The sequence below is a fragment of the Phytopseudomonas straminea genome, from assembly GCF_900112645.1.
GTDB lineage: Bacteria > Pseudomonadota > Gammaproteobacteria > Pseudomonadales > Pseudomonadaceae > Aquipseudomonas > Aquipseudomonas straminea.
The window spans coordinates 54307-75492 of sequence record NZ_FOMO01000005.1 but is presented as its reverse complement, the minus strand read 5'-3'; the positions used below and the strand labels follow the sequence as shown (position 1 = coordinate 75492).

General features: G+C 62.0%; 20 protein-coding genes. 6 read left to right on the top strand and 14 right to left on the bottom strand.

Going from position 1 to position 21186, the window contains the following annotated elements; genetic code table 11:
- Nucleotides 1-88: 88 nt before the first annotated feature.
- Nucleotides 89-1018, top strand: coding sequence for a LysR family transcriptional regulator (locus BM279_RS13455; RefSeq protein ID WP_093504417.1), 930 nt, complete (start codon nt 89-91; stop codon nt 1016-1018).
- A gap of 17 nt (nt 1019-1035) precedes the next feature.
- Here the strand turns inward: BM279_RS13455 and BM279_RS13450 are convergent, their stop codons facing one another.
- Nucleotides 1036-1428 (bottom strand): hypothetical protein, encoded by a 393-nt coding sequence (locus BM279_RS13450; RefSeq protein ID WP_027905536.1) that lies wholly within the window; start codon nt 1426-1428, stop codon nt 1036-1038.
- 195 nt (nt 1429-1623) lie between these two features.
- Between BM279_RS13450 and BM279_RS13445 the strand changes: the two genes are divergently transcribed.
- Nucleotides 1624-1938 carry a hypothetical protein gene (locus BM279_RS13445; protein ID WP_013791620.1) on the top strand — a complete coding sequence of 105 codons (315 nt, stop codon included), beginning with the start codon at nt 1624-1626 and terminating at the stop codon, nt 1936-1938.
- A gap of 288 nt (nt 1939-2226) precedes the next feature.
- On the opposite strand, the gene BM279_RS13440 is transcribed toward BM279_RS13445, so the two are convergent.
- From BM279_RS13440 to ppsA, 8 genes are all read right to left on the bottom strand, one after another.
- Nucleotides 2227-3207: an OmpA family protein gene (locus BM279_RS13440; protein WP_013791621.1), complete on the bottom strand. Its 981-nt coding sequence runs from the start codon at nt 3205-3207 to the stop codon at nt 2227-2229.
- A 105-nt stretch (nt 3208-3312) separates the two neighbouring features.
- Entirely contained in the window at nt 3313-3903 is a 591-nt protein-coding gene (gene sigX, locus BM279_RS13435) for an RNA polymerase sigma factor SigX (RefSeq protein ID WP_093505094.1), read from the bottom strand.
- 88 nt (nt 3904-3991) lie between these two features.
- On the bottom strand, nt 3992-4816 hold the full coding sequence (locus BM279_RS13430; RefSeq protein WP_093504415.1) for a mechanosensitive ion channel family protein: 825 nt from the start codon (nt 4814-4816) through the stop codon (nt 3992-3994).
- Nucleotides 4817-4818: 2 nt separating this feature from the next.
- Nucleotides 4819-5067, bottom strand: coding sequence for a CrfX protein (locus BM279_RS13425; RefSeq protein ID WP_093504413.1), 249 nt, complete (start codon nt 5065-5067; stop codon nt 4819-4821).
- Between the two features lie 54 nt (nt 5068-5121).
- On the bottom strand, nt 5122-6117 hold the full coding sequence (locus BM279_RS13420) for a zinc transporter ZntB (RefSeq protein WP_093504411.1): 996 nt from the start codon (nt 6115-6117) through the stop codon (nt 5122-5124).
- 40 nt (nt 6118-6157) lie between these two features.
- Nucleotides 6158-6643 (bottom strand): ribonuclease E activity regulator RraA, encoded by a 486-nt coding sequence (rraA, locus tag BM279_RS13415; RefSeq protein ID WP_093504409.1) that lies wholly within the window; start codon nt 6641-6643, stop codon nt 6158-6160.
- A 90-nt stretch (nt 6644-6733) separates the two neighbouring features.
- Nucleotides 6734-7738, bottom strand: a complete 1005-nt coding sequence (locus BM279_RS13410; protein WP_093504407.1) for an alpha/beta fold hydrolase — start codon at nt 7736-7738, stop codon at nt 6734-6736.
- A gap of 147 nt (nt 7739-7885) precedes the next feature.
- Complete coding sequence (gene ppsA / locus BM279_RS13405; RefSeq protein WP_093504405.1) at nt 7886-10258, bottom strand: phosphoenolpyruvate synthase; 2373 nt, start codon at nt 10256-10258, stop codon at nt 7886-7888.
- A 177-nt stretch (nt 10259-10435) separates the two neighbouring features.
- Between ppsA and ppsR the strand changes: the two genes are divergently transcribed.
- A complete protein-coding gene (gene ppsR / locus BM279_RS13400) occupies nt 10436-11254 on the top strand; it encodes a posphoenolpyruvate synthetase regulatory kinase/phosphorylase PpsR (RefSeq protein ID WP_013791629.1) in 819 nt (272 codons plus the stop codon).
- 21 nt (nt 11255-11275) lie between these two features.
- A complete protein-coding gene (locus tag BM279_RS13395) occupies nt 11276-11914 on the top strand; it encodes a LysE family translocator (RefSeq protein WP_093504403.1) in 639 nt (212 codons plus the stop codon).
- Between the two features lie 13 nt (nt 11915-11927).
- On the opposite strand, the gene prpF is transcribed toward BM279_RS13395, so the two are convergent.
- From prpF to BM279_RS13370, 5 genes are all read right to left on the bottom strand, one after another.
- A complete protein-coding gene (gene prpF / locus BM279_RS13390) occupies nt 11928-13106 on the bottom strand; it encodes a 2-methylaconitate cis-trans isomerase PrpF (protein WP_093504401.1) in 1179 nt (392 codons plus the stop codon).
- Nucleotides 13107-13264: 158 nt separating this feature from the next.
- A complete protein-coding gene (acnD, locus tag BM279_RS13385) occupies nt 13265-15886 on the bottom strand; it encodes a Fe/S-dependent 2-methylisocitrate dehydratase AcnD (protein WP_093504399.1) in 2622 nt (873 codons plus the stop codon).
- 1 nt (nt 15887) lies between these two features.
- On the bottom strand, nt 15888-17045 hold the full coding sequence (gene prpC / locus BM279_RS13380; protein ID WP_027905547.1) for a bifunctional 2-methylcitrate synthase/citrate synthase: 1158 nt from the start codon (nt 17043-17045) through the stop codon (nt 15888-15890).
- A 29-nt stretch (nt 17046-17074) separates the two neighbouring features.
- Nucleotides 17075-17962, bottom strand: coding sequence for a methylisocitrate lyase (prpB, locus tag BM279_RS13375; RefSeq protein ID WP_093504397.1), 888 nt, complete (start codon nt 17960-17962; stop codon nt 17075-17077).
- Entirely contained in the window at nt 17959-18678 is a 720-nt protein-coding gene (locus tag BM279_RS13370; RefSeq protein WP_093504395.1) for a GntR family transcriptional regulator, read from the bottom strand. Before BM279_RS13370 ends, prpB begins: the two co-directional genes overlap by 4 nt.
- Before the next feature lie 441 nt (nt 18679-19119).
- On the opposite strand from BM279_RS13370, the gene rloA reads away from it, so the two are divergent.
- Entirely contained in the window at nt 19120-19650 is a 531-nt protein-coding gene (rloA, locus tag BM279_RS13365) for a retropepsin-like aspartic peptidase RloA (RefSeq protein WP_093504393.1), read from the top strand.
- 5 nt (nt 19651-19655) lie between these two features.
- Complete coding sequence (rloB, locus tag BM279_RS13360) at nt 19656-21182, top strand: osmotic stress tolerance membrane protein RloB (RefSeq protein ID WP_093504391.1); 1527 nt, start codon at nt 19656-19658, stop codon at nt 21180-21182.
- Nucleotides 21183-21186: the final 4 nt, after the last annotated feature.

Here is a 21186-nt window from a genome sequence, read left to right as displayed (position 1 = left end):
TCATAAATCGACGCTATTTTCGGCGTGTATTAACATTCATCACCGATATAAGATCGGCCCACAAGAACAACTGCGGAGTCGCTCAGGCATGAACCTGAATAATGTCGATCTCAATCTTTTCGTGGTCTTCGACGCCATCTACACCGAAGCCAATCTCACCCGCGCCGGGCAGATCGTCGGCATCACTCAGCCGGCGGTATCCAACGCACTGGCCCGTCTGCGCGAGACCTTCAACGACCCATTGTTCGTGCGCACCGCCCAGGGCATGGTGCCCACGCCAATGGCGCAGAACATCATCACGCCGGTGCGCAACGCCTTGCAGCAGCTGCGCATCTCGGTGCAGGAAAGCCGCACCTTCAACCCGGCCCAGGCGACCAAGAGCTTTCGCATCAGCATGACCGACCTCACCGAGGCGGTGGTGCTGCCGCCGCTGTTCCAGCGTCTGCGCCGCCAGGCGCCGAGCGTGACCATCGAAAGCATGCTGGTAAAGCGCCGTGAAACCACCAAGGAACTGGCTGCCGGCCGACTGGACTTCGCCGTGGATGCGCCGCTGAACATCGACCCGCAGGTGCGTCACGTCAAATTGATGGAGGACCGCTATGTCTGCGCCATGCGTCACGGGCACCCGCTGGCCAAGGAAAAGCTCAGCCTGGAAGCCTACCTGTCACTGACCCACATTCAGATCTCCAGCCGCCGCAGCGGCCTGGGCTATGTCGACCTGGCGCTGGGCAAGATGGGCATTCAGCGGCGTATCGCCTTGCGCTCGCAGCACTACCTGATGGCCTGCCGGGTGATGCGCGATACCGACATGGCGATCACCGTGCCGGAACGTTTCGCCCGCGACAACGACCTGTACTTCAGTGAACTGCCGGTGGCCGGCATCCCCTCGCTGGAGACCCACTTGTACTGGCATGAAAGTACCGATCAGGATCCCGCCAACCGCTGGATGCGTGAACAAATCATCGAGATCTGCCAGCGCATCACCTCCGAGGAACGCAAAGCGGCGGCCAGCGCCTGAGGTCAACCGAAGAAAGATCAGCTGGAATAGTCCAGCACCGTCCAGACCCGCGTAAGGCCCTCGCCGATCAGGCAGTTCGAGGCGCTCAGCTGCTTGTTGTCGTGCAGGGTCATGCGGGTGGTGACGCCATCGGCGGCGTCCTGGCGCTCGACCAGCCACTGCAGCTTGCCGCAATTGGGCGTGTCGATCACATAGCTCGCGGCAACGGGTGCCTGCTTGCTGTTCAGCTTGATGGCGTCGACCACAACGCCGTGTTCCTCGACCCGCTTGCCATCGGAAACCAGTACCGCCCAGGCCTGATCGTCTTCGATGACCAGGTAATTGGCATTGACCTTGGGTTGCTCGACCTGGGGCTGTACGCAGCCGGTCAGTGTTACCAACAGCACAATTGTCATGAGTATCTGGTGCATTACAGGGAGTCCTCGGCATTGATCAGCAGCGCCTTACAGCGCCACCAGACAGGGGAGTCGGCAAGCGTCGGGGCTCACTATTACCGAATACTGTTTATTTGTACAGTATTTTTGAATTACCCTAGCAGCCGTCATTACACGATCGCCGGCCCGGACATTTCCCGGCGAGCTCAGGCCTATAGCGGGAGCCTAACGATGCTGGACGTATTGCAACTCAAACACACGATCAATCGGATGCCGCTGGACAAGGTGCGCCTCATCGTCGAGGAGCTGCATCTGGAGGGGATCGTTACCGAAGGTAAAACGCCGTTCAACCGCCTGCACTTCAACACCTGCTTCGCCGAGATCGAAGCACTGCTGCAACGCGCCGGCTATCACCGCCAGCTCGACGTGGTGGGTTATCAGGGATTGGCCTATGCGATGTTCGACCCCAATCGCTGGGAGGCCGTCGAGGTGCTGCGCTGGCTGAGGGATTACGTCGAAGAAGCCAGGGCCTGCCCTGCCTCCTGATGAGGCATTAACCGCAACCGTGCTCGCTGATGGTTCGCTTCACCGCCATTGCCTGGCCCAACTTCCTGGCATCGACTGCACTCCTGCACCTTGGCTCGATGCTTGCTTTAACCACAGCAACATCGCCTGGCAGCTCTCAGATGGGAAGCCGGGTAACGTACACGGCATCTGCCAGACCACCTTCCCCCATCGGGTGTTCTGGTAGATGCCGTTTTTATTTGTACCGCACTTTTTTACGGGCAAAGAAAAACCCGGCCTGAGCCGGGTTTTTCATGATGCCTGAGCCTATTACTGGGCTTGGGCTTCTACTTCAGCTTCAACGCGACGGTTGATGGCGCGGCCTTCTTCGGTAGCGTTGTCAGCAACCGGACGGGACTCACCGTAACCAACCGAGTTGACGCGGTCAGCGCCTACGCCGTACTGGTTGACCAGCACGTCACGAACAGCGTTTGCGCGACGCTCGGATAGCTTCTGGTTGTAAGCGTCAGTACCGACGGAGTCAGTGTGACCTTCAACGGTGGTGGTGGTCTGCGGGTACTGGTTCATGAAGTCAGCCAGGTTCTTGATGTCACCGTAGCTTTCTTGCTTGACAGCAGCTTTGTCGAAGTCGAATTTCACGTCCAGTTCAACGCGAACGACTTGCGGAGCTTCTTCAACGACCGGAGCCGGAGCCGGGGTCGGCTCTGGAGCTGGCTCAGTTACCTGAGCGACCTGACGGGTGCTGCCACCGAAGTTCAGACCAACACCAACGCCGGCTTGCCACTCGGTGTCACCTTTGTCGATGTTGTACAGAGCTTCAACGCCTGCGCGAGCATAGAACATTTCGGTGAAGTAGTACTTGGCACCGCCACCAACGATGGCCAGAGTCGAAGTGTCACGGCCGCCTTTGTTGGCGTCGCCGATGCTCTGGTGGCCAACGCCGCCGGAAACGTACGGACGCAGGCCTACACCCGGCTGGCCGAAGTGGTAGAGGGCTTTCAGATCGGTCAGGTTGCCCTTGATGTTCTTGCTGCCAGCAGCGCCTTCGCCACGCAGGTCGTGGTATTCGCCGTAGGACAGTGCCAGCTCGACATCGTCGGTCAGGTAGTAGCCAACGCTAGCGCCGAACTGGTTGCCTTCGTCGTGAGCGAAATCACGCTGGCTGTCGGTGAAGTAGCGGTTGGCAAAGCCTTCCACCTCGACAGCGCCTTGGCCTTGGGCCAGCACGCCCATGGAGGTAGCGGCTACCAAGGAGCCAATGACTACGCCTAAGGTGTTTTTCAGTTTCATCCGTTAAATCCCCATCTATGAGTGATTGATCCGCATGCAGGTAGACATGCGAGTCTGCGGTAAGTTTACTAAAACTCACCTTTGCCAGTTAAAGCTTGCCCCGAACTAACTTTCGGTAATACCTGCAAACTTTTCCCGCAATCGGTCCAACGCTCGCTTGTAACGCATCTTGGTAGCACTGAGTCCCATATGCATGATGTCGGCGATCTCCTGAAACTCGAGTTCTGCGACAAAACGCAGCACCAGAATTTCCCGGTCAATCGGGTTCACATGCACGAGCCAGCGATCCAGTCCGCCTTTGTCCTCTATCTTCGGCGCCTTCTCTTCCGACGCCTCTTCCAGAGGATCCAAACTCAGTGCATCCATCAAACGACGTTTGCGACGCTCCTTGCGGTACTGAGTGATGCATTCGTTGTAAGTAATGCTGTACAGCCAGGTCTTGAACTTCGATTTGCCCTCAAAGTTCTTGAGCCCATATAGAACCTTGAGCATCACCTCCTGACAGACATCGTCGGCATCTCGATCGTTCCCTAAATATCGCGCGCATACATTGAACAGCGTGCGCTGGTAACGTCGCATCAGTTCTTCGTACGCACGGGTGATATGGAACAGCTCGTCATGGGCACGTGCCACAAGCTCCTCGTCGGAGAGCTCGCGTGGGTCATAGCGCAGTGACGGTGTTTGGGATGCGTTCAAAGCAGATTGGGCCAACGGTCAGGACGAAAGCAGCCAGCGCCTGTCGAGCAGGCCACTGGCTGGGCGCATAGCGTAGCAGAAATGCCTTTCAGCGGCTGCTCACCCGTTGCTCGAGCAATACCCGATTGGCGAGCGAAACCAGCTCGCCGGAGTCCGTCATCACGGTGGTCTTGACCGTGCCGATCTCCTCGATCTGCCCCTGCACGCCGTCCACTTCGATTTCCTGCCCAACCTGGTACAACTCACGTACATAAATGCCGGCCAGAATCTGGCTGGCCAGCCCGCGGCTGCCCAGGCCAAGGGCCAGCGCCACGGCCAGGCCGACGGAAATCAGCACGATGGCGATGACGTTGTTGAGTAGGTCGGTCTTGACCTCCAGCTGGCCGATGGCCACGGAGATGCTGATGATGATCACCAGCCCCTGGGCAAGACGTGCCAGACCATGGGCGTAATCCAGGCCAACGCCTTCGGCGGCGCCGCGTACCAGGCCGCTGAGCAGATGACCCAGCAGCACACCGGCGAGCAGGATCAGAGCTGCGCCAAACACCTTGGGCAGGTACAGCGCCAGCACATCCAGGGTGGCAGAGACCCGTTCCAGGCCCAGCGACTCGGCGGCGGAAACCAGAAACACCAGCAGTACGAACCAGTAGACGATCTTGCCGATCAAGGTGGAGACCGGCACCTGGAAGCCGGCGCGGCCGAGGATCTTGGTCAGCCCGGTACCGGCCATCAGGCGGTCGAGGCCGACTTTGCCTAGCAATTTGGAAAGCAGCGTATCGAGCAGCTTGGCGACGATGAAGCCCAGCAGCACCAGCACCAGCGCCACGAACAGATTGGGAATGAAGCTGGCGACTTTAGTCCACAGCGCCGTCATCGCGGCGACCAGGCTATGAGTCCAGGGATCGAGTTCCATTTTCATTGAGCCTTATCGGAAGAACGAGCAGAAGCACGACGGCGTGATACCGGTGCGACATGGGAAGAGCCATTGTTGAGGGCGATCATCAGGGCGCCGGCCCAGTGCCCCATCAGGCCGAACAGGTCACCCGCGCCCACCTGGCGGTTGGCGGTTTTCAGTACCCGGTTCAGGCAGGCATCGTCGTCTCGCGCAGGCGAGGACGAGGCTTTCAACAAATCACGCAGAGATTCTTCAAATGGATCGTGCATGGCAGACCTCACAGAACGTCTCCGCTAGACGAAGCGCTTGCCGAGTGAGTCACATCACACCCAGCGTAGACGTCGAAACAGCAGCCACTGCCCCACGCCAATCAGCACCATCAGCAAACAGGCGACCAGAAACCCGTAAGGACTCTCGGCGCCAGGAATGCCGCCCACGTTGATACCCAAGAGACCGGTGACGAAGCTCATGGGCAGGAAGATGCAGGTGATGATGCCGAAGCGGAACATGATGTGGTTCATGCGCACGTCCAGCCGGCGGTTCTCGGTTTCCAGCAACAGGCCGATACGCTCGCGGGTCAGCTCCAGTTCCTCGAGATAACGCAGCAGTCGGTTGTTCAGCTCGTTCCAGTACAAGCTGTCTTCGTGGCTCAACCAGGGCAGCTGGCTGCGCGTGAGCTGTGCGTAGATATCACGCTGCGGCGACAGGAAGCGGCGCAGGCCCGCGGCGCGGCGGCGGATATGCAGCAGCAGACCGTGATCGGGCAAGGTGCGTTCGTTGCCATCGACCTGCTCTTCCTGCTCATCGACCAGGTCGGATAGCCCGGTCACCAGGTCCTCGATCTTGTCGGTCAGATAATCGCTGAGTTGCAGAATCAGCTCCGAAGGATTTTTCGGTCCCTTGCCCGCCTGCAGGCGCTCGATCAGGTCTTCGGTGGCGCGCAGCGGGCGCAAGCGCAGTGAGATCACCCGCCGCGCACCCGCAGAAATGCGCACTGAAACCATGTCCTCAGGCTCGGCGCCTGGGTTGAGGTTGACGCCGCGCAGGAACAGCAGCAGCTCGTCGTCAGGTAGCGGCAAGGCACGCGGCCGCGTGTTTTCCTCGAGCAGCAGGTCGCAGGCGAACTCGCTCAACCCGCTGTCACGGCGCAGCCAGCTCTGGGTCTGCGGGTGGCTGCGATCCCAGTGCAGCCAGAGGCTCTGCCCATCCTCCAACCGCAAGTCATCGAGTTGCTCGCGGGCCACCGCCTGAGCGCCGCCCTTGCCGTCCAGCACGAAGCCGTGCACCAGGCCCCACTGAGCATTGTCTTCCTCGTACATCCATACCCCTTGCTTGCTGCCAGGCGGCGTATGCCTCTGGTTATTCGCTTTGCAGCGCCTGCGGTGAAACGATGATGCCGTTGTTGTCGGCATACAGGTATTCGCCCGGGCGGAAGGTGACGCCACCGAAGTTGAGCACCACGTTGAGGTCGCCCAGGCCGCGCTTCTCGGTCTTCATCGGGTGGCTTCCGAGTGCCTGCACGCCAAGATTGGTCTGCGCCAGCACGTCGACGTCACGCACGCAGCCGTAGATCACCATGCCTTCCCAACCGTTACTCGCGGCCTTCTCGGCGATCATGTCGCCCAGCAGCGCGCAGCGCAGCGACGCCCCGCCGTCGACCACCAGCACCTTGCCAGCGCCTGGCTGCTCGGCCTGGGACTTGACCAGGGAGTTGTCCTCGAAACATTTGACGGTGACGATCTCACCACCGAACGAGTCGCGGCCGCCGAAGTTGCTGAACATCGGTTCCACGACGCTGACCAGCTCAGGGTTGGCATCACACAGATCGGGCGTGCTGTAGTGCATGGCGAAGCTCCTGGTGAGTGTTCGAAGCCTGCAGCATAGCCTTATCCGGTACGCCTCGAACACTCTTGCCGGCGCGCAGGTCTGGCTGCATCAGAGCGTGGCAGAAATCGCCGCCTCGCCCTGTTCATCCACCTCATGAGCCGGCGCCTGGCGTTCGCCGGCAAGCCAGCGGCGCACCAGCGGCCAGACTTCGTCCTGAGCAGGTTTGCTGACCAGCATCTGCACATGATCGTACTCATGGGCAAAGCCCTGCCCGCGCCCCAGCACGACGAACTCGCGCTCGGCCGAGGCGAACTGCGCGAACAGCTCCCGGCAGGCTTCGGGCGGGCATTGCACATCCGCGTCGCTCGCCACCGCCAGCAGCGGCACCCTCACCTCCTGCAGCCCGGCCCACCAGTCGCGTTCGGCATCGCCGAAACGGCCGAACAGGCGGTGCCAGCGCAAGGTTTCCAGGGCAATACCGATCGGCTCGTCCTCCGGCCCGCGCTTGAACCGTGCGCCCGAAAGCACCGGAAAACGCTTGAGCAGCAGACGGGCGATCCATTCAACAGGCGGCACCTTGAGCATCCAGTAGCGGCGGCTGACCTCGGCGCCGAACAGCCCGACACTGGCGACACCAGCCTGCGGCAGATAACCGCCGCCCAGCGCCGCCGCCAGGGTCAGGCCGCCCAGGGAATGCCCTAGCCAGTGAATAGGTGCCGGGTTCTGCTCGGCGACGAAGGCGGCGATCGCAGGCAGATCGTAACGGGCATAGTCCGCCACGCAGTTGTACCGGTACGCCAGGTTGCGCGGCGACAGGCCATGGCCGCGCATCTCGGCGATCCATACATCGAAACCGGCGCGCACCAAGTAAGGCCCAAGGCCGACACCACCAGCCGAGTACCAGAAGCGCCGGTTGGAAAAACTGCCATGCAGCAGAATCACCGGCTCGCCACGGGCCTCTTCCTGCCCGGCCAGCCCAAGACGGGTCAGGGCCAGTTCGACGCTGAAATCCGGACTGTTGCCAGGCTTGAGGCGGTAGACATCTTCACTCAAATCGCCACGCAGCTCGGCACTCATCAGCGCTACGGGAAACAACTCACTGCTGCTTTGCATCTTCTTCGCTCTGACACAACAAATTGCCTGCCGCAGACGCTCTGCGGCAGGCATCAATATTCAAAACCGGGTGAAACGGCTTACGGGCCTGCTGGCACAAAAAAGGGCAGGTAGAACCTGCCCTCGGGTCACCTCAACGCGAATCGATCAGCTAGGCTGACCTTCGGCCAGGAAAAACCAGGTTTCCAATACCGAGTCGGGATTAAGGGACACGCTCTCGATACCCTGCTCCATCAACCAGCGCGCCAGATCCGGGTGGTCCGACGGCCCCTGGCCGCAGATGCCGATGTACTTGCCGGCCTTGTTGCAGGCCTGGATGGCGTTCGACAGCAGTTTTTTGACCGCCGGGTTACGCTCATCGAACAGGTGCGCGACGATCCCGGAATCGCGATCCAGCCCCAGGGTCAGCTGGGTCAGGTCGTTGGAGCCGATGGAGAAGCCGTCGAAATACTCGAGGAATTCTTCGGCGAGGATGGCGTTGGACGGCAGCTCGCACATCATGATGACCTTCAGGCCATCCTGACCGCGCGCCAGGCCGTTTTCAGCGAGCAGATCGACCACCTGCTTGGCTTCGCCCAGGGTACGCACGAACGGCACCATGATCTCGACGTTGGTCAGGCCCATCTCGTTGCGGACCTTCTTCAGCGCCCGGCACTCGAGTTCGAAGCAGTCACGGAACGACTCGCTGATGTAGCGCGAGGCGCCGCGGAAGCCCAGCATCGGGTTTTCTTCTTCCGGCTCGTACAGCTTGCCGCCGATCAGGTTGGCGTATTCGTTGGACTTGAAGTCGGACAGGCGCACGATGACCTTTTTAGGCCAGAACGCCGCCGCCAGAGTGCTGATGCCTTCAACCAGCTTCTCGACGTAGAAGTTCACCGGGTCGTCATAACCGGCGATACGCTTCTCGACGCTTTCCTGGATTTCTGGCGGCAGGCCGTCCATGTTCAGCAGCGCCTTGGGGTGCACGCCGATCATGCGGTTGATGATGAACTCCAGACGCGCCAGGCCGATACCGGCGTTGGGCAGCTGGGCGAAATCGAAGGCGCGGTCGGGGTTGCCGACGTTCATCATGATCTTGAACGGCAGTTCGGGCATTGCATCGATGGAGTTCTGGCGTACGTCGAAGCCCAGCTCGCCCTCGAAGATGAAACCGGTGTCACCTTCGGCGCACGAAACCGTCACACCCTGGCCGTCACGCAGCGCGTGGGTGGCGTTGCCGCAACCGACCACGGCCGGAATGCCCAGTTCGCGAGCGATGATCGCCGCGTGGCAGGTACGCCCGCCGCGGTTGGTGACGATGGCGCTGGCGCGCTTCATCACCGGTTCCCAGTCCGGGTCGGTCATGTCGGAAACTAGCACGTCGCCGGGCTGGACCTTGTCCATCTCGGACACATCGTTGATCACGCGGACCTTGCCAGCGCCGATCTTCTGGCCAATCGCGCGCCCTTCGACCAGCACGGTGCCTTTTTCCTTGAGCAGGTAGCGCTCCATCACGGTAGCGCTGGCGCGGCTCTTCACGGTTTCCGGGCGGGCCTGAACGATGTACAGCTTGCCGTCGTCGCCGTCCTTGGCCCACTCGATGTCCATCGGGCGGCCATAGTGTTTCTCGATGATCATGGCCTGCTTGGCCAGCTCGCTGACCTCGGCGTCGGTCAGGCAGAAACGCGCGCGGTCGGCGCGGTCGACGTCGACCACCTTGACCGACTTGCCGGCCTTGGCTTCGTCGCCGTAGATCATCTTGATCGCCTTGCTGCCCAGGTTGCGACGCAGGATCGCCGGGCGGCCGGCTTCCAGGGTCTGCTTGTGGACATAGAATTCGTCGGGGTTGACCGCGCCCTGCACCACGGTTTCGCCCAGGCCGTAGGCGCCGGTGATGAACACCACGTCGCGGAAGCCCGATTCGGTATCCAGGGTGAACATCACGCCGGCGGTGCCGGTTTCCGAGCGCACCATGCGCTGTACGCCCGCGGACAGGGCGACCAGCTTGTGGTCGAAGCCCTGGTGCACGCGGTAGGCGATGGCGCGGTCGTTGAACAGCGAAGCGAAGACTTCCTTGGCCGCGCGAATGACGTTCTCCACACCGCGGATGTTGAGGAAGGTTTCCTGCTGGCCGGCAAAAGAGGCGTCGGGCAGGTCTTCGGCGGTGGCTGAAGAGCGCACGGCGACGGCCATGTTGTCATTGCCGTTCGCCATGGCGGCGAAGGCGCTGCGAATCTGCTCGTTGAGTGCAGCCGGGAATTCGGCGTCCATCACCCACTGGCGAATCTGCGCGCCGGTCTTGGCCAGGGCGTTGACATCGTCGACATCCAGGGCGTCCAGCGCTTCGTGGATCTGCGCGTTCAGGCCGCTCTGCTCGAGAAAGTCGCGATAGGCCTGGGCCGTCGTGGCGAAACCACCGGGTACCGAAACGCCAGCGCCCGCCAGGTTGCTGATCATCTCGCCGAGGGAGGCGTTCTTGCCCCCTACATGCTCGACGTCATGATTGCCGAGCTTATCGAGGGAAACTACGTACTCTGCCAAGGTGATCTCTCCACTTCAGTGTTGGAAAAGCTCATGGGCTGGAAACGCCGTCGGCATGCGCCGGGTGGACAATGGCCTGGCCCTGGAAAATAAGTAACAATGCAAACCCATCAGGGCCGGCAAAAAACCGACCTATCATAGCCAAGATTCGTTCCCAGCTTATAGGCCATTTGCGCAATGACTCGAACCGCGTACTTCATCTCCGACGGCACCGGTATCACCGCAGAAGCATTGGGGCAAAGCCTGCTGGCCCAGTTCGACACCATCGGTTTCACCAAGCTCACGCGGCCTTATGTCGACAGCGTCGAAAAAGCGCGCGCCATGGTACAACAAATCAATAATGCCGCCGACAGAGACGGCGCCAACCCGATCGTCTTCGCCACCATCGTCAACCAGGAAATCCACGACATTCTGGTCGAGTCCCGCGGTTTCATGATCGACATCTTCTCGACCTTTCTCGCGCCCTTGGAGCAGGAACTCGATTCCCACTCCTCTTACTCGGTAGGCAAGTCGCACTCGATAAGCGGCAACACCAACTACATGGAGCGTATCGAGGCGGTCAACTTCGCCCTCGACAACGACGACGGCGCGCGCACCCATTACTACGACAAAGCCGACCTGATCCTCGTGGGTGTGTCGCGTTGCGGCAAGACCCCGACCTGCCTGTATATGGCCATGCAATACGGCATCCGCGCCGCCAACTACCCGCTCACCGAAGACGACATGGAACGCCTGCAACTGCCTGCCTCGCTAAAGAAACACCGCGACAAGCTGTTCGGTCTGACCATCGACCCAGACCGCCTGGCGGCGATTCGCAACGAGCGCAAGCCAAACAGCCGTTACGCCAGCTATGCTCAGTGTGAATTCGAGGTGCGCGAGGTGGAAAGCCTGTTCCGCCGCGAATCGATCAACTTCATCGACTCCACCCATTTCTCGGTCGAAGAGATCTCCGCCAAGATCCTGGTGGAAAAAGGCGTCGAACGACGCTTCAAATAACGCCCCAGTGAGGGTCTTGTCATGACGCTGTCCGATGCCGTGCTATTCGCTCCGCTCGCCTTTCTGATCGCGTTGACGCCAGGCCCCAACAACTTCTGCGCGATGAACAACGGCATCCGCCATGGCATCGGCGCGGCCCTGGTGGCCACTACCGGGCGCGTGGCGGCGTTCATCATCTTCCTGAGCATTTCCGCGGTGGGCCTGGGCGCCATGCTGCTGGCCTCGGAAACCGCGTTCACGGTGATCAAGTGGGTCGGCGCACTGTACCTGCTGTATCTGGGCATCAGCGCCTGGCGCAGCCGGGAGTTCAACGGCCTGGATCTGGAAGGCGCGGTGCCGGCCGTACAGCCGCAGCGGCGAGTGTCGCGACTGATGCTGCAGGAGTTTCTGATCGGCATCAGCAACCCCAAGGCCATTCTGCTGTTCGCGGCAGTGTTCCCGCAATTCATCAAGCCGGGCGAGCCGGCGACCGAGCAGTTTATCTACCTGGGCGCCACCTACCTGCTGGCCGAATACGCGGCCTCGCTGGTCTACGCCTTGTTCGGCCGGCAGATCCGCCGCTTCATTCGCACCCGGCAAGGCGCGCAGCGTCTGAACCGCACCACGGGTGCCTTCTTCATGGGCGCGGGTGGCCTGCTGATCAGCACCACCCAGCACTGAACGGCCGCGGGTGCTAGGCCGGCACCCGCACCCAGCCCCCCATGAGAATCCGCGCGCTGCGGCTCATGATCGCCTTGGTGACCACCCAGCTGCCGTCGACCTGCCCCGCTTCGGCACCAACGCGCAAGGTGCCGGACGGATGCCCGAAGCGCACCGCCTGACGCTCGCCACCGCCCGCCGCCAGGTTGACCAGCGTGCCGGGCACCGCCGCCGCCGCGCCGATGGCCACCGCGCAGGTACCCATCATGGCGTGATGCAGCTTGCCCATGGACAGCGCCCGCACCAGCAGGTCGACCTCACCTGCTTCGACCGTCTTGCCACTCGATGCCCGGTAGCTTTTCGGCGGGCTGACGAAGGCAACCTTGGGCGTATGCTGGCGGGTCAGCGCTTCTTCAGGGGTCTTGATCAGCCCCATGCGCAGGGCGCCGGCCACGCGAATCTGCTCGAAACGCGCCAGCTGCGCCGGGTCCGAATTGATGTCCTCGCGCAACTCGGTGCCCTGGTAGCCGATATCCTCGGCATTGACGAAGATGGTCGGGATGCCTGCACTGATCAGGGTCGCCTTGAACGTACCGACGCCAGGCACGTCGAGTTCGTCCACCAGATTGCCGGTGGGAAACATCGAGCCACCCTCTTCGCCATCGTCCGACGGATCGAGAAACTCCAGCACGATCTCCGCCGCCGGAAAGGTCACGCCGTCCAGTTCGAAGTCGCCGGTTTCCCGCACCTGGCCATTGCTGACCGGCACGTGGGCGATGATGGTCTTGTGGATGTTGGCCTGCCAGATGCGCACCACGCAGGTGCCGTTCTCGGGAATCCGCGAGGGATCGATCAGGCCGGCATGAATGGCGAAAGCCCCGGCCGCTGTAGACAGGTTGCCGCAGTTGCCGCTCCAGTCGACGAACGCCTTGTCGATGGACACCTGGCCGTAGAGGTAGTCGACATCGTGATCCGGCCGCGTGCTTTTCGACAGGATCACGCACTTGGAGGTGCTTGACGTCGCCCCGCCCATGCCGTCGATCTGCGCCCCGTAAGGATCCGGGCTGCCGATCACCCGCATGAACAGCTTGTCACGGGCCTCACCCGGCACCTGGCAAGGTTCGGGCAGGTCCTGCAGGCGAAAGAACACGCCCTTGCTGGTGCCGCCACGCATGTAGGTGGCGGGGATTTTCACTTGAGGCAGATGAGCCATGGGTGCAGTCCTGAAAAATGGCCCGGATGCGATCCGGGCAAGTTGATACTGGTTTTCCCGGATTGGCTACAGGGTGGGTCGGCACGCGTAGCTGGCGCTTTCCATCCACCGGGGAGAGCCCCCTGGTGGGTCGGTAAAGCGCCATCCACCCTACTCGATCAAGCCACCGCGCCTTCGAGGAAGTCCTTGGCGAAGCGCTGCAGCACGCCGCCGGCCTTGTATACGCTGACATCCGCCGCCGTATCCAGGCGGCAGGTCACTGGTACCCATACCACCTCGCCATCGCGGCGATGGATCACCAGCGTCAACTCACAACGGGGCGCAATATCGCCTTCGATGTCATAGCGCTCGGTGCCATCCAGCCCGAGGGTCAGGCGCGTGGTGCCCGGTTTGAACTCCACCGGCAGCACGCCCATGCCCACCAGATTGGTGCGGTGAATGCGCTCGAAGCCTTCGGCGACGATCACCTCCACACCCGCCAGGCGCACGCCCTTGGCCGCCCAGTCGCGGGACGAACCCTGGCCGTAGTCGGCACCGGCCACGATGATCAGGTTCTGCTTGCGGTTCATGTAGGTCTCGATGGCCTCCCACATGCGCATCACCTTGCCCTCGGGCTCGACGCGGGCCAGAGAGCCCTTTCTCACCTGCCCATCGATCACGACCATTTCGTTGACCAGCTGCGGGTTGGCGAAGGTGGCGCGCTGGGCGGTCAGGTGGTCGCCCCGGTGGGTCGCGTAGGAGTTGAAGTCTTCCTCCGGCAAGCCCATTTTCGCCAGATACTCCCCGGCGGCCGAGTCCGCCAGGATGGCGTTGGACGGCGATAGGTGATCGGTGGTGATGTTGTCCGGCAGGATCGCCAGGGGCAGCATGCCCTTGAGCGTACGCTCACCGGCCAATGCACCCTCCCAGTACGGCGGGCGGCGGATATAGGTGGACATCGGCCGCCAGTCGTACAACGGGCTTTCGGCCTCCTGCACGCTGCCCAGGTCGAACATCGGGATGTAGATCTGCTTGAACTGCTCGGGCTTTACCGACGCGGCGACGATGGCATCGATTTCCTCGTCGCTCGGCCACAGATCCTTGAGGGTGATCGGATTGCCCTGCGCATCGCGGCCCAGCGCATCCTGCTCGATGTCGAAACGCACAGTGCCGGCGATGGCGTAAGCCACCACCAGCGGCGGCGACGCCAGGAACGCCTGTTTGGCGTAGGGATGGATGCGGCCGTCGAAGTTGCGATTCCCAGAGAGCACGGCGGTGGCGTACAGATCGCGGTCGATGATTTCCTTCTGGATCACCGGATCCAGCGCGCCGGACATGCCGTTACAGGTCGTGCAGGCGTAGGCGACGATGCCGAAACCGAGCTTTTCCAGCTCCGGCAGCAGGGCGGCCTCTTCCAGATACAGCTTGGCGACCTTGGAGCCCGGCGCGAAGGAGGTTTTCACCCAGGGTTTGCGCACCAGGCCCAGGGCGTTGGCCTTCTTGGCCACCAGGCCGGCTGCGACCACGTTGCGCGGGTTGGACGTGTTGGTACAGCTGGTGATGGCGGCGATGATCACCGCACCATCGGGCATCAGCCCCTGGGCCTCTTCGCCCTTGCCAACCTGCAGCTTGGCTTCATCGGCGATGCCGCGCTCGGCGAGCGCCGAGGTCGGCAGGCGTCGATGCGGGTTGCTCGGCCCGGCCATGTTGCGGCCCACGCAGCCCAGGTCGAAGCGCAGCACACGCTCGTATTCGGCGCTTGTCAGCGCATCACTCCACAGGCCGAGGGTCTTGGCGTAGTTCTCCACCAGCGCCACCTGCTCCGGTTCGCGGCCAGTGAGCTTGAGGTAATCGATGGTCTGCTCGTCGATGTAGAACATCGAGGCAGTGGCGCCGTATTCCGGGCACATGTTGGAGATGGTCGCGCGGTCGCCAATGGACAGGCTGTCCGCCCCTTCACCGAAGAACTCGACCCAGGCGCCCACCACCCGCTCCTTGCGTAGGAACTCGGTCAGCGCCAGGACGATATCGGTGGCGGTGATGCCTGGCTGGCGCTTGCCAGTCAGTTCGACGCCGACGATATCCGGCAGGCGCATCATCGATGGGTGGCCAAGCATCACCGTCTCGGCCTCCAGGCCGCCGACGCCAATGGCGATCACGCCCAGCGCATCGACGTGCGGGGTGTGCGAGTCGGTGCCCACGCAGGTATCGGGAAAGGCGATGCCGCCGCGCGCCTGGATCACCGGGCTCATCTTCTCCAGGTTGATCTGGTGCATGATACCGTTGCCGGCCGGGATCACGTCGACATTCTTGAACGCGGTCTTGGTCCAGTCGATGAAGTGGAAGCGATCCTCGTTGCGGCGATCCTCGATGGCGCGGTTCTTCTCGAAGGCGTCCGGATCAAAACCCGGCGCTTCCACGGCCAACGAATGGTCGACGATCAACTGGGTCGGTACCACCGGATTGACCTTGGCTGGGTCACCGCCCTTTTCGGCGATGGCGTCGCGCAGGCCGGCCAGGTCGACCAGCGCGGTCTGGCCGAGGATGTCATGGCAGACCACCCGCGCCGGATACCAGGGAAAGTCCAGGTCGCGCTTGCGGTAGACCAGCTGTTCCAGCGACGCGGTCAGGCCTTGCGGATCGCAGCGGCGTACCAGCTGCTCGGCGAGTACGCGCGAGGTGTAGGGCAGCCTCGCCCAGGAACCGGCCTGGATCGCCTCGACCGCCTCACGGGCGTCGAAGTAATCCAGCACGGTGCCCGGCAGGCGCTTGCGGTATTGGCTGTTCACGGCGTCATTCATCTTATTTACGGTCCTTGAGCGCCACGAACTTCAGGTCTTCAGGGCCTGTGTAGTTGGCGCTCGGGCGGATGATCTTGCCGTCGATGCGCTGCTCGATGACGTGGGCGGACCAGCCAGCAGTACGGGCGATGACGAACAGCGGCGTGAACATGGCGGTGGGCACGCCCATCATGTGGTAGCTCACGGCGCTGAACCAGTCGAGGTTGGGGAACATCTTCTTGATGTCCCACATGATGGTTTCCAGGCGCTCGGCGATATCGAACATCTTGGTACTGCCCTGCTCCACGGACAGCTCGCGGGCCACTTCCTTGATCACCTTGTTGCGCGGGTCGGCGACGGTGTAGACCGGGTGACCGAAGCCGATCACCACTTCCTTGCGCCCTACTCGCTCGCGGATATCCGCCTCGGCTTCGTCCGGGTTGTCGTAGCGCTTCTGCACCTCGAAAGCCACCTCGTTGGCGCCACCATGTTTCGGGCCGCGTAGCGCGCCGATGGCGCCGGCGATGCAGGAGAACAGGTCGGAACCGGTGCCGGCGATCACCCGCGAGGTGAAGGTCGAGGCATTGAATTCGTGCTCGGCATACAGATTGAGCGAGGTGTGCATGGCGCGCACCCAGGACTCGCGCGGTTTCTCGCCATGCAGCAGATGCAGGAAGTGGCCGCCGATGGAGTCGTCGTCGGTTTCCACGTCGATGCGCTTGCCGTTGTGGCTGTAGTGGTACCAGTACAGCAGCGCCGACCCGAGGGAAGCCATCAGCTTGTCGGCGATATCACGGGCACCCGGATGGTTGTGGTCGTCCTTCTCTGGCGCCAGGCAGCCGAGCACGGACACCGCGGTACGCATCACATCCATCGGGTGCGCCGAAGGTGGCAGTTGCTCCAGTGCGGCCTTGACCCCAGCCGGCAGGCCGCGCAGGGCCTTGAGCTTGGCCTTGTAACCGGCCAGCTCGGCGACGTTGGGCAGCTTGCCGTGCACCAACAGGTGGGCGATCTCCTCGAACTCGCAGCGGTTGGCGAAATCGAGCACGTCATAGCCGCGGTAATGCAGGTCGTTGCCGGTACGGCCCACGGTGCAAAGCGCGGTGTTGCCGGCGGCGGTGCCGGAAAGGGCGACGGACTTCTTCGGTTTGAAGCCTGGCGTGGTTTCAGTGGCGCTCATGGTGATCTCCTCAAGATTTTGTTCTTGTTTTACTTCTTGCCGGCGGCGAACAACGCGTCGAGCTTCTGCTCGAAAGCGTGATAGCCGATGCGGTCATAGAGCTCGGCGCGGCTCTGCATCTGCTCGACCACGTCTTTCTGGTGGCCGTTCTGGCGGATCGAGGTGTAAACACTTTCCGCTGCCTTGTTAGCAGCGCGGAACGCGGACAGGGGATACAGCTGGATGGCCACGCCGACCGAGGCCAACTCGTCGCGGGTGAACAGCGGCGTGGCACCGAATTCGGTGATGTTGGCCAGCACCGGCACCTTTAGCGCCTCGACGAAACGCTGATAGGTCGGCAGGTCATAGGCCGCCTCGGCGAAGATGCCGTCGGCGCCCGCCTCCACATAACGCTGGCAACGCGCGATGGCGGCGTCAACGCCCTCGGCCTGGATGGCGTCGGTGCGGGCGATCAGGAAGAAATTCGGGTCGGTCTTGGCATCGGCGGCAGCCTTGACGCGATCGACCATTTCCTCGCAGGAGACGATCTCCTTGCCCGGCCGATGACCACAGCGCTTGGCGCCGACCTGATCCTCGATATGAGCCGCTGCAGCACCCGCCTTGATCAGGCTCTTGATGGTGCGCTCGATATTGAAGGCACTCGGCCCGAAGCCGGTGTCGATGTCGACCATCAGCGGCAGGTCGCACACATCGGTGATGCGCCGCACGTCGATCAGCACGTCTTCCAGGGTGTTGATGCCCAGGTCCGGCAGCCCCAGGGAGCCAGCCGCCACACCACCGCCAGACAAGTAGATCGCCTTGAAGCCGGCACGCTGGGCCAGCAGCGCATGGTTGGCGTTGATCGCACCGACCACCTGCAGCGGTTGCTCTTCGGCGAGGGCCTGGCGGAAACGCTGGCCGGCGGAAAGCTGGGTCATGAATCACCTCGGGTCTTGGATGAAGTGGCAAGCGCCTCTTTGTAGTGGCGCTCGATATTGCGTTTGGAGGCGCAGATATGGCGTCGCATCAGCAGCTCGGCCAGCTCGCCGTCACGGTCGGCAATGGCGTCGAGAATGCGGTGGTGTTCGGCGAAAGCCTGGTGCGGCCGATTGGGCGTGGCGGAAAACTGCAGGCGATACATGCGCACCAGCTGATACAGCTCGTCGCAGAGCAGCTTGGCCAGAGTGCGGTTGCCGCTACCCTGGATGATTCGGTAATGAAAGTCGAAGTCGCCTTCCTGCTGGTAATAGCCGACACCGGCCTGGAACGCCGCGTCCTGCTCGTGCAGCTCCAGTACCCGGCGCAGGTCGTCGATCTCGGCCTGGCTCATGCGCTCGGACGCTTGCCGACAGGCCATACCCTCCAGGGATTCGCGGATCTCGTACAGCTCGATCAGCTCGGCATGGCTGAGCGATACCACCCGTGCGCCGATATGGGGCACGCGTACCAGCAGCTTCTGCCCTTCCAGCCGGTGAATAGCCTCACGCAACGGCCCACGGCTGATGCCGTAGGTACGCGCCAGCTCCGGCTCGGAAATTTTCGAGCCCGGCGCAATCTCGCCACGCACGATGGCCAACTGAATTTGGCGAAAGACGTTTTCCGCGAGCGTGCCGGAATCCTCCTGAGCACTTTGTACTTCGATGGCATCCAGCATATTGTCGACACTCAAGGATCAATACACCTAGATAACTCGATAAATTGAGTTTATTCAAGCACAAGGTGTCGACAATCGGCGGATATAAACAAAAAACCAGTACGGCTGGCGCCCAGGCTTCTTATCAGCCTAGACAGCCAGCTGCCAACGTGCGGCGCATGGCGCCGCGCGCGCCCTAGGATTGCGCAGGTGTTTAGGCAGCGCAGTCCTGCTAATCCTCAAGCGCCACCTCACTGCCGAAAGACTTAGCAAACAACCACATGCAGCAACGTATCAGCGGGGGCAGGCCGCCTTGGCCGCGCTGCACAAGCGATTGTCAGCACGCTCGCCGCCCATGCTAGACTTCGCCTCATTTCGCCCACGGGCCGCTGCTGCACTGGCACCAGGGGCCGTCTTCAATGGCGCATGGATTGTCCCATCGCTTCATCGACTCAAGGACCCATGAGACTTCATTTCCTGACTACCCTGCCCTGCCTGCTGGCGCTGTCCTGCCAGGCCATCGCCGCGGACAAGACCATCTACGGTCTGAACGAATACGTCAGCCTCGACCTCGACGTGCAAGTGGCCGCCAAACTCGACACCGGCGCCCAGACCGCCTCCCTAAGCGCCCGTGATATCGAACGTTTCAAGCGTGATGGTGAGCGCTGGGTGCGTTTTTACCTGGCGATCGACGATGCCCACGCGCACCCCATCGAGCGGCCTCTGGCGCGCATCAGCAAGATCAAGCGCCGCGCCGGTGATATCGAAGAAGACGACGAGAAGACCTACACCGCACGTCCGGTCATCGAGCTGGACGTATGCATGGGTAACGTCAAACGCCAGATCGAAGTGAACCTTACCGATCGAAGCGCCTTCCAATACCCGCTTTTGATCGGCTCCGACGCGCTCAAGCGCTTCGATGCCCTGGTCGACCCAAGCCTAAAATACGCAGCAGGCAAGCCTGACTGCTCCAACGCAAAATCCGGCGAGTAATCCCCATGCGCTCTCTTACCCTGCATCTGAAAATCCTGATCACCGTGCTGGTGACCCTGGGCGTTCTGATTACGGCCTATCAGATTTTCATTCTCGGCATTCCGGTCAGCAGTGACGAAACCGACGACCTCTGGAACATCGACACCCGGGTCGAATTCCAGGCCAACGGCCGCGACCCGATCAAACTGCAGATGTTCGTACCGCCGCTGAACCAGGACTATGTCAGCCTTAATGAGAGCTTCATCTCCAACAACTATGGCGTGAGCGTCAACCGTGCTGATGGCAACCGCAAGGTGACCTGGTCGGCACGCCGAGCCAACGGCAAGCAGACCTTGTACTACCGCCTGGTTCTGACCAAGCGCTACAGCGGCGAGCAGGCCAAGCCCAAGGGCCCAATCTTCCGTGACAGCATCCCGGTCGAAGGCCCCGAGAAGATTGCCGCCGAGGCGCTGCTGGCGCCGATCCGCCAGCACTCGGCGGATGTCGAGACCTTCATCAGCGAGACCATCAAGCGCGTCAACAACACCAACGACGACAACGCCAAGTTGCTGCTCGGCGGCGATGCCTCGACCACCAAAAAAGCCCAGGCCGTGGAGCTGCTGCTGTCCATCGCACACGTGCCGATGGAGCGCGTACACACCATTCGCCTGGCGGCGGACATCCAGCAGAGCCCGGAACTGTGGCTGCGCAGCTTCAACGGCGACCGCTGGCTGTACTTCAACCCGGAAACCGGCGAGCAGGGCCTGCCGGCCGATCGCTTGGTCTGGTGGACCGGTGACGAGCCGCTGATCACCCTCGATGGCGGCCGTCAGGCCACCACCACCTTCACGCTCAACAACAGCGAGATGAACGCTATTCGCCTCGCTCAGCTGACCGACGAAAATACCGACGCCGACTTCCTCGAGTACTCGCTGTACGGCCTGCCGCTGCAGACCCAGCAGACCTTCATGATCATGGTGATGATCCCCATCGGCGTGCTGGTGATCCTGATCCTGCGCAACCTCGGCGGCCTGCAGACCCTGGGTACCTTCACCCCGGTGCTGATCGCCCTGGCTTTCCGCGAGACCCAGCTGGGCTTCGGGATCTTCCTGTTCACGGTGATCACCGCGCTGGGCCTGTCACTGCGCTCCTACCTGGAACACCTGAAGCTGCAGATGCTGCCGCGCCTGTCGGTGGTTCTGACCTTCGTGGTGGTGCTGATCGCCACCATCAGCCTGTTCAGCCACAAGCTGGGCCTGGAACGCGGCCTGTCGGTCGCCCTGTTCCCGATGGTGATTCTGACCATGACCATCGAGCGCCTGTCGATCACCTGGGAAGAGCGCGGCGGCAGCCATGCCTTCAAGGTTGCTCTCGGCACGCTGTTCGCCGCTACCGTCGCGCATCTGCTGATGACCGTACCGGAGCTGGTGTACTTCGTGTTCACCTTCCCGGCGATCCTGCTGATCCTGGTGGGCTTCATGCTGGCGATGGGGCGCTACCGCGGCTATCGCCTGACCGAACTGTTCCGCTTCAAAGCCTTCCTGAAGGACTAAGACC